Source organism: Nonomuraea sp. NPDC050733 (genome assembly GCF_040654215.1).
In the GTDB taxonomy this organism is placed as follows: domain Bacteria; phylum Actinomycetota; class Actinomycetes; order Streptosporangiales; family Streptosporangiaceae; genus Nonomuraea.
Genome location: NZ_JBFAHO010000012.1, coordinates 120,144 through 132,237, shown reverse-complemented (window position 1 = coordinate 132,237; position 12,094 = coordinate 120,144). Strand labels below are relative to the sequence as shown.

Here is a 12,094-nt window from a genome sequence, read left to right as displayed (position 1 = left end):
CATCCTCCTTACTCGAAAGCCATGATCGCATGACCCGTCTTCCCAGGCCGGGCAGTCGTCGCCCGGCGCCCCTCCGAGGTCTACGGTGGGAGATATGAGGATCTGGCGCAGGAAGAACGACGTCCACCAAGTGACGGACGCCAGGCCCTCGCTGAGCGCGGACATCCAGCGCCGCGAGGTGAGCTACCTGATCAAGATGGGCATCCGGACGATCTGCCTGATCCTGGCCGTCGTGGTGCCCGTGCCGTGGCCGTACAGGCTGCTGTTCATCGCGGGCGCAGTCTTTTTGCCATACATAGCCGTAATCGGGGCCAATGAGAGGGGGATGGATGTCCCTCCTCCCACCTTTCAGACACCGGAAGCTAACCAAAGCGAGATACCGAGGCACCGACGCGAGATCGGGTCGTGACTAAGTCTTGACGCATCCCATGGGTTGTAGGTGTACGCTTTAGCCAAGCACTCCGGTCCCCCGTCGGAGTGCTGGTGCCGGCGTTCCGGGCCCCCGTCGGAACGCCGATGAAGCGAAGCCGGGTGGTTTGCCCCCGTAACCACCCGGCTTCGCCCTTTCCCGGGGAAATCCGCGCCGTAGATGATCAGTCCGGCGACGACGCCACCCGTGTGATAGGGCCCCTTTCCCGAAATCGTTTTCGCTCCGTCGCGTCCATAATTGCCAGGAAACTTTCAGGTTCGCGCAGCGCTTGACATGACGAGTTCGTCGGAGTGTCAGTCGCCGGTCAGCGTCCGGGGCGTGGCCTGCCCCCAGTCGCGGGCCAGAGCGGTGAGGCGGGCGACGGCGTCCTCGGGCGCGGTGCCGGCGCCCTCGGCGAGGCCGAGCAGGTAGGCCGTCAGCGGGGCTGCGGGGCGGGCCACGCCGTGCGCCACCTCCTTGGTCAACTCCAGGATCAGGTCGCGGTCGACGCGGGCCGGGTCGACGCCCAGCTCCTCGCAGGCCAGCGCGGTCCACTCGTTCAGCACGTTCATAGGTTGCGCGGCGCGGACGCCCCCGCACGCCACGGCCGCGCGGCACGTCGTGCCGCGTCACGGCCGTCACGGGGTGGGCGTCGCGCCTCCTCCTGTCGTCGGGAAGGGGACACGGGTCGTGTCACCGAGGCGGGCTTCGTCCAGGTCGTCCATTGTGTCGCAGTCGAACCAGGCCCGCTCGGGCAGCGCCACGCGGGCGGCGACGAGGGGGGCCAGCAGGCCGCGCAGGGACCGCCCGCCGTACCGGGCGAGCGCCGCCCGCAGCGGCGCGGTCTCCCATCCGCCCAGCAGCCACTGCTCCCGCCCGTCATTGTCGACCGCCACCACCCCGGCGGGCCGCGCCGCCTCCTCGCCGCCGTCGTCCCGGGCGCTCCCACGGCCGTTGTCCGCGTCCGGGGTCTCGGGGGCGCCGCCGGGCCCGGCCGCCGCCCCTCCGGGCATCAGGGACGAGCCTCGCGCCCGTGCGGCGCGGACGTCGGAGGCCGCAGGAGGACCGTCGGAGATCTCGGCGGCCGTGGAAGGGCCGCCGCTGACCGCGGGACGGCCGTCGGAGATCTCGGCAGCCATGGAAGGGCCGCCGGAGGTCTCAGCGGCCGTGCAAGGACCGTCGGAGGTCTCAGCGCCGTCGGAGGCCGTGGAAGGGCCGTCGGAGGGCTCGGCGGGGAGGCCGGGCATGGCGGACAGGAGGGTGGCGATGTGGGCCGGGGTCAGGAACGGGAGGTCGGCGGCCAGCAGGACCACCCTCGGCGCCGTGACCTCGCGCAGCCCGGCGCGGAGGGCGGGCACCGGGCCGCCGCCCGGAGGGTCCTCCCGGGTGAGGACCACGCCGGGCAGGTCCCGTTCGGGCCCGACGACCACCACGCGCCCGGCGTCGGGAACGGCGGCGACGACCCGCTCCAGCAGCGTCCGCCCGCCCACGACGAGCCCGGGCTTGTCGGCGCTGCCGAGCCGCCGCGCCTCTCCCCCGGCCAGCACCACCACGTCGTACCCACCGCTCATGCCTTCACCGTACGCACCCCGCGCCGCACCCGGCGGGCCGGGTCATCGCCTCCGGCGTGCTGGTGAACATTCTCAACCCCAAGCTGTCGATCTTCTTCTTCGCGTTCCTGCCGCAGTTCGTGAGCGCGGACGAGCCGGCGGCGTTCGCGCGCATGCTGGAGCTCAGCGGGGTGTTCATGCTGATGACGTTCGTGGTGTTCTGCGGGTACGGGTGGTTCGCGGCGGCCGTCCGCGGCCAGGTGATCTCGCGCCCCCGGGTGATGACGTGGCTGCGCCGGGTGTTCGCCGGCGCGTTCGTGGCGCTCGGCGTGAAGCTGGCGCTGACCGAGAACTGAGCCTCAGCCGCCGATCGCCGACATCGGGCGGGACGGCTGCAGGAACGACGGATCGTCGATGCCGTGTCCCGCGCGCTTGCGGGCCACGGCGGCGGTCCAGCGCGCTGCCAGCTCCTCGTCCGTGGCTCCGTCCCGCATCGGCGTCTTGAGGTCGGACTCCTCGGTGGCGAACAGGCAGTTGCGCACCTGGCCGTCGGCGGTGAGCCGGACGCGGTCGCAGGCGCCGCAGAACGGCCGCGTCACCGAGCCGATCACACCGACCCGGGCCGGCCCGCCGTCCACGAGGAACCGCTCGGCCGGGGCGCTGCCGCGCTCCTCCAGGTCGTCGGGGGTCAGGTCGAACGCGGCCGACAGCCGCTCGAGGATCTCGTCGGCGGTCACCATGCCCTCGCGGCTCCAGCCGTGCTGGGCGTCGAGCGGCATCTGCTCGATGAAGCGCAGCTCGTAGCCCTGGTCGAGGCAGAAGCGCAGCAGCGGCACGGCCTCGTGGTCGTTGACGTCGCGCATGAGCACGGTGTTGACCTTGACCGGGCGCAGGCCGGCCTCGTGGGCGGCGGCCATCCCCTCGACCACGTCGGCGAACCGGTCGCGGTGCGCCAGCCGCTTGAACGTGTCGCGGTCGAGGGTGTCGAGCGAGACGTTGACCCGGTCGAGCCCGGCCTCCGCCAGCGGCCGGGCGAGCCTGGACAGGCCGATGCCGTTGGTGGTCAGGGAGACCTGCGGCCGGGGGCGCAGCGCGGTGGTGCGGGCGACGATCTCCACCAGCTCGCGGCGCAGCAGCGGCTCCCCGCCGGTGTAGCGGACCTCGGTGACGCCGAGCCGCTCGACGCCGATCGTGACCAGCCGGACGATCTCGTCGGCGGTCAGGAGCTGGGCGTTGGGCAGCCAGTCGAGCCCTTCGGGCGGCATGCAGTACGTGCAGCGAAGGTTGCACTTGTCCGTGAGGGACACCCGCAGATCCGTCGCCACCCGTCCGAACGAGTCTCGCAACATGGGCGTCACCTCCTGTCAGATCACCGGCAAGCCTACGGCCCGGCCCGGCTGTTGCTCCAAACCGGCTGGTCACATGGTGCCGCATCTCATGACAACAGCCGCACACCACACCCGATTCCCCGGCTCCACGCTCCGGAAAATCACGTTCCGAGCATCTCGGACAGGATGCCATTATCCGGACCATGCATCACTGGCCTCTCTTCTCCCTGACGATCACGACGCCCCGGCTCGAGCTCAGGCTGCCCTCGCTCGCCGACCTGGACGAGCTGGCCGGACTGGCCGCCGAGGGCATCCACGACCCCGCGGTCATGCCGTTCCTCTTCCCCTGGTCGGACGCCGAACCGGAGGAGCGCGCCCGCAGCACCGTGCAGTACCACTTCCGGCAGTGGGCCGGCTGGACGCCCGCCGCCTGGAGCTGCCCGCTGGTCACCGTCTTCGAGGGACAGGTCGTGGGCGTGCAGGAGGTGGAGGCCGTGGACTTCGCGGTCACGAGGGAGGTGCGGACGGGCTCGTGGCTCGGGCGGCGCTTCCAGGGTCAGGGCATCGGCACGGAGATGCGCCGTGCCGTGCTGCATCTGGCGTTCGACGGGCTCGGGGCCGAGAGCGCCGTGTCGGGGGCGTACCTCGACAACCACGCGTCGCTGCGCGTCTCCCGCCGGCTCGGCTACCGGGACGACGGCCTGGTCCGCCACAGCCGCCGCGGCGAGCTGGCCCTGCAGCAGCGGCTGCGGCTGGACCGCGAGGAGTGGAGCACGCCGCCCGGCCACCGCATCGACGGGCTGGAGGCGTGCCTGCCGCTGTTCGGCCTGCCGACCGGCCCGGAGCGGGCCCCGGGAAAACGAGTGGGGTTCTCGTCATGATCGCGGCACACTGGGGCACGGACGAGTAAAGGAGACCTCGGACATGCCGAACCAGCCCGCACCCAACGTGCTCTCGTGGGCCAGCGAGATCGACGACGCCGCGATCATGCAGGCCGCACGCACCGCACGCCTGCCGTTCGTCGCCGGCCACGTCGCGCTGATGCCGGACGCGCACGTCGGCATCGGGGCCACGGTCGGCTCGGTCATCCCCACCGAGGGCGCGATCATCCCGGCCGCGGTGGGCGTCGACATCGGCTGCGGCATGGTCGCCACCGAGACGACCCTCACCGCGGCCGACCTGCCCGACAGCCTCGACGCGCTCATGCCGCTCGTGGAGCGGCGCATCCCCGCCGGCGTCGGCAAGGGCCACGACGACCCGTCCGTGGACCGCACGCTGAGCGCCCTCGGGCTGCCGCACACCGATCTGACGTCCAAGCAGGAGAAGACGGTGGCGGTGCAGTTCGGCACCCTCGGGTCGGGCAACCACTTCGTCGAGGTGTGCCTGGACGAGCGGGAGCGGGTGTGGACGGTGCTGCACTCGGGCTCGCGCGGCATCGGCAACCAGCTCGCCACCCAGCACATCTCCGGCGCCAAGGGCCTGATGCGCCGCCAGGCCATGGGCCTGGAGGATCCCGACCTGGCGTACTTCACCCAGGGCACCCCGGAGTTCGAGGCGTACGTCGAGGACATGCTGTGGGCGCAGAGCTACGCCATGGCCTCGCGCGCCCGGATGGACCGGGTGCTGGTGGACGCCCTGTTCCGGGTCGTCGGCAAGGGCTCACGCGTCCGTGTCATCAACTGTCACCACAACTTCACCCAGTTGGAGAGTCACGGCGGCAAGGAGCTGTGGATCACCCGGAAGGGCGCCATCAAGGCCGCCACCGGTGACGAGGGCGTGATCCCGGGGTCGATGGGCACGCGGTCGTACATCGTGCGCGGGCGCGGCAACCCCGCCTCGTACGACTCGTGCTCGCACGGCGCGGGGCGGCGGATGTCGCGCAGCAAGGCCAAGAAGCGGCTGACGGCCGGCTCGCTGGCCGAGGCGATGCGCGGCCGCACCTGGAACGCGGACCGGGCGGACGCCCTGGTGGACGAGCACCCGGAGGCGTACAAGCCGATCGACCAGGTCATGGCCGACCAGCGGGACCTGGTGGAGGTGCGGCACACGCTCAGCCAGGTGTTCAACTACAAGGGCTGAGCCTCACAGCCGCAGGTGCGCGCGCTGGGCGGCGTACAGGTCGGCGACCTGGGGCGCCGATCAGCGTCCTGCGGCTCACCGGGGAAGGGTCGTGACGCATGGTGCTCCCAAGAGTCCTTCAGGACGGCGGGGCCGCTCGGCGCGGCCCCGCCGTGGGTGGCGTTACGGCAGGCCCAGGGACACGCGGTCCAGGTCGGGGGCGGCCGCCGTGTCGTTGTAGACCTTGACGGTGTTGGCGCCGGCCTTCAGCGCGACGGGCACGGACGTGGTGTAGGGGGTGTTGTTGCCGACGCCGCTGACCTTGACCTCGACCGGCGCCCCGCCGTTGACGGCCACGTGGTACGAGCGCTCGCCGTTGACGGTGAAGTCGAGGTACAGCGTGTACTCCTTGGCCTGGTCGACGGTGACGTCCTCGAACAGCACGTACGCGTCCGGGGAGGCCCCGAGGTTGCGCACCTTCTGCCCGCCCGAGCACGGGGTGCAGCCGGTGATCCCGGCGTCGCCGATCTGGTTGCGCGAGTCCTCGGCCTCGCGCATGAACACCCGGTCGGCGGGGCGCGGCCGGACGCGGACCAGCTTGCTCGTCCCGGCGGGACGGCCCAGACTCCGGAACGACGCGGTGACCGGGATGTCGGCCTGTCCGGCGTCCTGGCCGGCCGGGGAGGTGACGGTCCAGGAGCCTTCGAGGGTCTGGCCGAGCCGCATGGACGCGGCCGTGGCCGGGGCGCCCTCCAGGGTCCAGCCGGCGGGCACGGCGGGTGCCAGCGTCACCTCGTCAACGGACTCGTCGGTGTCGAGCCGCAGCGTCGCCGTCACCTTGATCGACTGCCGGCCGGGGCCGGTCCACTGGATGCCTGAGGGAGAGACGGTCAGCGTGGTCCGGGGCACCTCCGACGCGGGCGGCATCGGCCCCACGGCGATACGGTCCACGCCGGGGCCCCTGGCGGCGGCGCTGGACAGGCGGATCGTGTTGGCGCCGGCGTTCAGCGGCACGGCCAGCGCCGTGCTCGCCACGACGCCCGCGTTGTCGCCGGGGACCGTGACCTGGACCGGCGCGGCGCCGTTGACGGTCACCGACAGCGGCGCGGGCGCGGCGGCGGTGTGGTCGATCTGCAGCCGGTACGTGCCCGCCGCGGCGGCGGTGACGTCGCGGAACGTCACCGCGTTGCGGTCACCTCCGCCGAGGCCGGTGACCTGGGCGAGCCCGGAGCACGCGGGGCAGACGGCGGCGCGGGCCGCGCCGTCCCGGCTCGCGCGCTCGGCCTCCAGCGGCGGCGGCGCGCTCAGGGAGGCGGGATGGCCGAAGCCGACCCCGATCTCGTCGATCTGGAGCTGCCGGTGGAAGCGGGGCGCCTGGGGGCCGCTCCACGTGCTGAGGATCTCCAGCTTGACGTGGCGGGTGGTGCGCAGGCCGAGGTCGATAAACTGGACGCCGCGGGCGCTGCGCAGGGCGGCGGCGCGCACGGGCTCACCCCATCGCTTGCCGTCGTCGCTGACGTAGACGCGGTAGTCCTTGATCCGGGCGGAGTCCTCGGGCCGGCCGAACGACTCGCGGGCGTACGCGGGCGACATCTCCCGCTGGTTGACGGCCAGGTAGGCGGCGGGGCGGCGCTTGCCCAGGTCGAGCGTCACCGACACGGGGAGCCGGGCGTCGCTGTCCCAGTAGTCCTGGAAGCTCCCGTCCACGAGCGCGGAGGCGGGGTGGCCGGCGCGGGAGGAGGTGGCGGTGGCCGTGAACCCGGAGGAGTCGTACACCAACGGGCGGCCCTTGGTCTCGACCTTGAAGACCGTGTCGTAGTCGTCCCACCTGGTGATGCCGAGGATCGTCAGGTGGCCGCCGGACTGGTGGAAGCGCATGCGCTCGCCGGTCCGCAGGTCGCTGACACCGGTGACGAGGTGGCCGTTGTCGCGCAGGCGGACGAAGTCCGTGCGCGGCCTGGTCACCACGTGGACGTACTGGGTGCCGGAACCCCGGGCGACGGTGACGACGCCGTGCGCGCCGTCGTTCCAGAAGCCGGGCTGCAGGCCGCCGTACATGTAGCCGCCGCCCTCGGTGCGCTCCAGCGAGGCCCGGATGGGCGGCACCCAGCCCGCCATGAACGCGTTGAACGCCTCCTGCTGCGGCGGGAAGCGGCCGTTGACCATCGGTGTCTCGGCCATGAGGGACTTCATGGAGGAGCCGGCGTTGGTGATGTAGCGGCCGGTGCTGAGCCGGACGTCCACGGGGTGGTCGCGGCCGTCGTACCACCAGTCGCCGGTGGTGGGCAGCTTGTAGTCGGCCTCGGTCAGGCGGGGCATGGGGGTGAAGGCGGCCTGCGGGTAGTCGTAGGCCGGGGTCATGCCGGTCTTCTGCTCGTTGCTGACCGTGTCCATGATCGGCGTGTCCTCGTTGTTGTTGCTCAGCAACCAGGACGGGCGCTTCTCGCGGATCTGCTCGTAGAGGTGGTTCTGCTCCCAGTACTCGTTGTCGTTGTCGATCCAGAACCCGGCGAGGTCGGGGTAGTTCCGCATGACCTCGAAGAACAGGTCGTAGCTGAACATGCCGAATCCGGGCCGGGTGGTGAGGTCCACCTGCCGGCCCTTGTAGGCGGAGTAGGCGGCCGAGTCGAGGGTCTGCACGCCCTGCTCGCTGTGCCACTGCGGGTCGTCGGTCATGTAGAGCAGGACGCGGACGTTCTTCGCCTTGCCGGCGGCGACCAGCTCGCCGAGGAGGTCACGCTGCGTGGAGCAGCTTCCGGGGATCTGGGACGGCCACGGGCGGGCGTAGCCCAGGCGGCTGTGGAAGGTGGCGAGCACGATGTACGAGGCGCCGAGCTTGCGTGCCTCGTCGACCCAGTAGTCGGCGCTCCAGCCGCCTTCCGTGACGTCGCGCTCCCACTGGGCGCAGTCGAGGTGGCGGGGGGCGGTGAACATGCCCCAGTGCAGGAACAGTCCGGCGGTGGAGTCGCGTAACCACTGCTGGCGGGGGTGCTCGACCTCGGCGGCGGCGGGGCGGGCGACGACGAGGGTGGTGAGGGCGGCGATCAGGGCGAGGACGAGCGCGGCGCGGGAGGCGCGCCGAGCGGGTCTCGCCCGGGTCCGGGGCTGCGGAGGAAGTCCCATGGCGGCGGCTCTTTCGTGGAGCTGTGGTGGAGACTCACGGATCAGAGATCCGATGATTACATCGACCTTTACCATGGTCAAGGCTTGACTCCGTGCGCACGCACCACATCCATCCGATGACTCGCCGGATGGTCGTGGGGATTCGACCTGGTGACGGTGGGTAACGGAAGAACCACCGGATATCAGGGGAGAGAGAGTTCGACATGCGCCGTACCGTCGCCGTCTCCGCCGTCGCGCTGACGCTCGCGACCGCGGGATGCAGCGGCCTGACGTACAACTCCGAGGACGTCACCCGCATCTTCACCCCCCAGAACGAGGGAGCCAACGCCAGCGGCAGGGGGGTCCACGTCCGCAACGCGTTCCTCCTCGGCGGCCGGCCGGGGGCGCGGCCGGCGACGCCGGCGGCCGGGCTGCCGCTGTACGCCGTGCTCGTCAACGACCGGGCCGAGCCGGTGCGCCTGGAGAAGGTGACGCTGCAGAAGGGCGGGCAGGCGCAGCTGACGGCCCCGGTGGTGGTGCCCGCGCGCGGGATCGTGGGGACCGACCGGCCGATCGGCACGGTCACGGGCGTGGCCGACACGGGCTCGGTCCCGATGACGTTCAGCTTCGACTCGGGGCGGGGCAGCATGCGGCTCATCGTGCCGGTCGAGGCGAGGAACGGCCTGTTCGCCACGCTGAACCCCAGCGGCCCCTCGACCCCCAGCGGCCCGGCGTCGCCAGGGGCGCCGGCTTCACCGGGCACCACGACGAGCCCGTCACCCGGCAGCACCCCGTGACCGTGCGGGCGTGACCCCCCGGCCACCCGGCCGGTCTGCGGTACGCCGCCGCACGACGACACGCGGGTGGCTCCGGGGCCTGACCTCGCGGGCACGCCCATCAGTGCACAGACCTTGACGTTGTTGGTGATAACGCTAACAATCAGGGCATTCCAGTCACACCTGCACCACAGGAGCGCGAGAGCAACGTGAGCAACGGCAGGGCCCCCGAGGCGCACCTCACCATCGACCCGGCGTTCCGAGTGGCCCCCGTGCGGCGGCGCACGTTCGGCACGTTCGTCGAGCATCTGGGCCGGTGCGTCTACACCGGCGTCTACGAACCCGGACACCCTTCCGCTGACGAGGACGGCTTCCGCCGTGACGTCCTGGACCTGACCCGCGAGCTGGGCGTGTCCACGGTGCGCTACCCGGGCGGCAACTTCGTCTCCGGCTACCGCTGGGAGGACGGCGTCGGCCCGCGTGAGAGCCGGCCGCGCCGGCTGGACCTGGCCTGGCACAGCACGGAGACCAACGAGGTCGGCGTGGACGAGTTCGTCCGCTGGTGCCGCAAGGCCGGGGTCGAGCCGATGATGGCGCTCAACCTGGGCACGCGGGGCGTCGCCGAGGCCCTCGACCTCCTGGAGTACTGCAACCACCCGTCCGGCACGGCCCTGTCGGACCAGCGGATCGCCAACGGCGCCAAGGAGCCGCACGACATCCGCATGTGGTGCCTGGGCAACGAGATGGACGGCTTCTGGCAGACCGGCCACAAGACGGCCCCCGAGTACGGCCGGCTGGCCGCCGAGACCGCCCGCGCCATGCGCATGGTCGACCCGGGCCTGGAGCTGGTGGCCTGCGGCAGCTCCGGCTCTTCCATGCCGACGTTCGGCGCCTGGGAGGCGCAGGTGCTGGAGGAGACCTACGACCTGGTCGACTTCGTCTCCTGCCACGCCTACTACGAGGAGAAGGACGGCGACCTGGGCAGCTTCCTGGCCTGCTCGACCGACATGGAGTGCTTCATCTCCTCCGTCGTGGCCACGGCCGACCACGTCGGCGCGAAGCTCAAGTCCCGCAAGAAGATCAACATCTCCTTCGACGAGTGGAACATCTGGTACATGTCACGCTTCCAGGCCGCCGAGCCGCCCCGCGACTGGCCGGTGGCGCCGCCGCTGCTGGAGGACCACTACCACCTGGCCGACGCCGTCGCCTTCGGCGGCCTGCTCATCACCCTGCTGCGCAACAGCGACCGGGTCACCGCCGCCTCCCTGGCCCAGCTCGTCAACGTCATCGCGCCGATCATGACCGAGCCGGGCGGGCGGGCCTGGCGCCAGACCACCTTCCACCCGTTCGCCCAGGCCTCCCGGTACGCGACGGGCGACGTGCTGCGGGTCGAGCCCGTCTCCCCCTCGTACGAGACGGCCGAGTACGGCGAGGTGCCGCTGCTGCACGCCGTGGCCACCCGGGCCGAGGACGGCGGCGTCACCCTGTTCGCCGTCAACCGCTCCACCGACGAACCGCTGTCCCTGCAGATCGACGCCCGCGCGCTCGGCGGCGCGCGGATCACCGAGGCGACCACGCTGACGGACGCGGACGTCTACGCCCGCAACACCGCCGACGATCCCGGCCGCGTCGCCCCCCGCCCCAACCCGGACGTCGAGCACGACCCCCTGCGGGTGCTGCTGCCGCCGGTCTCGTGGAACGTGATCCGGCTGAGCTGACCCCTCAGGGCCGCTGCGGGGTGCCCGTGCTCTCCCGCACCACCAGGTCGGGCTCGACCAGCCGGCGCCGCTCCCCCTCCTCATCGCCCGCCATGCGGTCGAGGAGGAGGTGGAAGGCGTGCCGGCCGACCTCGCGGAAGTCCTGCCGCACGGTGGTCAGCGGCGGCCAGAAGTACGCCGACTCGGGGATGTCGTCGAAGCCGACCACGCTGACGTCCTCCGGCACCCGCCGCCCGGACTCGCGCATGGCGCGCAGCACGCCCAGGGCCATCTGGTCGTTGCCGACGAACACGGCCGTCACGGACGGGTCGGCGGCCAGCCGGCGGCCGAGCTGGTGGCCCGAGCGCGGACTCCAGTCGCCGCGCAGCGGCTCGGGCACGGAGCGGCCCTCGGCCTCCAGGACGCCGCGCCAGCCCTCGATGCGGCCGCTGGCGTCGATCCAGTCGGCCGGGCCGCCGACGTGCCAGACGGTCTCGTGGCCGAGGCTCAGCAGGTGGCGGGTGGCGCGGATCGCGCCGGCCCGCTGGTCGACCATGGCGACCGGGACCGGGATGTCCTCGCCCGCGTCGACCGCGACCACCGGCAGGTCGGGCGGCAGGTGGCGCAGGCCGTCGGCGGCCGACTCGTGCGGGGCGACGATGATGACGCCGTCGACCGACTGGGAGCGCAGCCGGTGGACGCCCTCCTCGATGGAGCGGCGGTTGAGCGCGCTCAGGCTCGCGATGCTCACGGTGTAGCCGCTGAGCCGGGCGGTCTGCTCGATGCAGTACAGGGTGGAGGCCGGGCCGTACAGGGTGGTGTCGATGCTCACCACGCCGAGCACGCCCGAGCGGCCGGTGACGAGCTGCCGGGCCGCGGAGTTGGGCCAGTAGTCGAGCTCGCGCACGGCCGCCAGCACACGCGCCCGGGTCTCGGCGCGCACGCGGTGCGGCGTGTTGAGCACCCGGGAGACGGTCATCGCGGAGACGCCGGCGAGCGCGGCGACGTCGCCGAGCACCGCGGGCCGGCTGCGCGGCCTCGCTCCCCCGTCAGAAGCCGTCGCCATGCGCCTCACCCCTTTCGCGATAACGCTAACAGGAACGGTCCCGGACCGCGTGCCCAAAGGCGATCTCCTCTGCGTTGACTTCCTTTGCGCCGGCAGCGGGTTCCCTGC

The 12,094-nt window shown here is 72.1% G+C and carries 9 protein-coding genes and 2 pseudogenes; 6 read left to right on the top strand and 5 right to left on the bottom strand.

The window, feature by feature from the left end:
• The first annotated feature begins 94 nt into the window (after positions 1-94).
• Positions 95-409, top strand: coding sequence for a DUF3099 domain-containing protein (locus AB0H64_RS21345; RefSeq protein WP_310708999.1), 315 nt, complete (start codon positions 95-97; stop codon positions 407-409).
• A gap of 314 nt (positions 410-723) precedes the next feature.
• On the opposite strand, the gene AB0H64_RS21340 is transcribed toward AB0H64_RS21345, so the two are convergent.
• Both AB0H64_RS21340 and AB0H64_RS21335 read right to left on the bottom strand, forming a co-directional pair.
• A complete protein-coding gene (locus AB0H64_RS21340; RefSeq protein WP_357626941.1) occupies positions 724-981 on the bottom strand; it encodes a DUF6457 domain-containing protein in 258 nt (85 codons plus the stop codon).
• Positions 982-1,656: 675 nt separating this feature from the next.
• Positions 1,657-1,980, bottom strand: a pseudogene (locus AB0H64_RS21335) (NTP transferase domain-containing protein); the annotation flags it as partial.
• Positions 1,981-2,021: 41 nt separating this feature from the next.
• On the opposite strand from AB0H64_RS21335, the pseudogene AB0H64_RS21330 reads away from it, so the two are divergent.
• Positions 2,022-2,315, top strand: a pseudogene (locus tag AB0H64_RS21330) (LysE family transporter); the annotation flags it as partial.
• A 3-nt stretch (positions 2,316-2,318) separates the two neighbouring features.
• Here AB0H64_RS21330 and moaA read toward each other — a convergent pair.
• On the bottom strand, positions 2,319-3,308 hold the full coding sequence (gene moaA / locus AB0H64_RS21325; RefSeq protein WP_357626937.1) for a GTP 3',8-cyclase MoaA: 990 nt from the start codon (positions 3,306-3,308) through the stop codon (positions 2,319-2,321).
• Positions 3,309-3,490: 182 nt separating this feature from the next.
• On the opposite strand from moaA, the gene AB0H64_RS21320 reads away from it, so the two are divergent.
• On the top strand, positions 3,491-4,168 hold the full coding sequence (locus AB0H64_RS21320; RefSeq protein WP_357626935.1) for a GNAT family N-acetyltransferase: 678 nt from the start codon (positions 3,491-3,493) through the stop codon (positions 4,166-4,168).
• Between the two features lie 43 nt (positions 4,169-4,211).
• Entirely contained in the window at positions 4,212-5,366 is a 1,155-nt protein-coding gene (locus AB0H64_RS21315; protein ID WP_357626932.1) for an RtcB family protein, read from the top strand.
• Between the two features lie 162 nt (positions 5,367-5,528).
• Here AB0H64_RS21315 and AB0H64_RS21310 read toward each other — a convergent pair whose 3' ends face one another.
• Positions 5,529-8,468 (bottom strand): CBM35 domain-containing protein, encoded by a 2,940-nt coding sequence (locus AB0H64_RS21310; protein WP_357626930.1) that lies wholly within the window; start codon positions 8,466-8,468, stop codon positions 5,529-5,531.
• Between the two features lie 203 nt (positions 8,469-8,671).
• On the opposite strand from AB0H64_RS21310, the gene AB0H64_RS21305 reads away from it, so the two are divergent.
• Together AB0H64_RS21305 and AB0H64_RS21300 are read left to right on the top strand one after the other, a co-directional pair.
• Complete coding sequence (locus AB0H64_RS21305; RefSeq protein WP_357626928.1) at positions 8,672-9,244, top strand: hypothetical protein; 573 nt, start codon at positions 8,672-8,674, stop codon at positions 9,242-9,244.
• Between the two features lie 188 nt (positions 9,245-9,432).
• Positions 9,433-10,941 (top strand): alpha-N-arabinofuranosidase, encoded by a 1,509-nt coding sequence (locus AB0H64_RS21300; protein WP_357626925.1) that lies wholly within the window; start codon positions 9,433-9,435, stop codon positions 10,939-10,941.
• Between the two features lie 4 nt (positions 10,942-10,945).
• Here AB0H64_RS21300 and AB0H64_RS21295 read toward each other — a convergent pair whose 3' ends face one another.
• Positions 10,946-11,986 (bottom strand): LacI family DNA-binding transcriptional regulator, encoded by a 1,041-nt coding sequence (locus AB0H64_RS21295; protein WP_357626922.1) that lies wholly within the window; start codon positions 11,984-11,986, stop codon positions 10,946-10,948.
• Between the last annotated feature and the right edge of the window lie 108 nt (positions 11,987-12,094).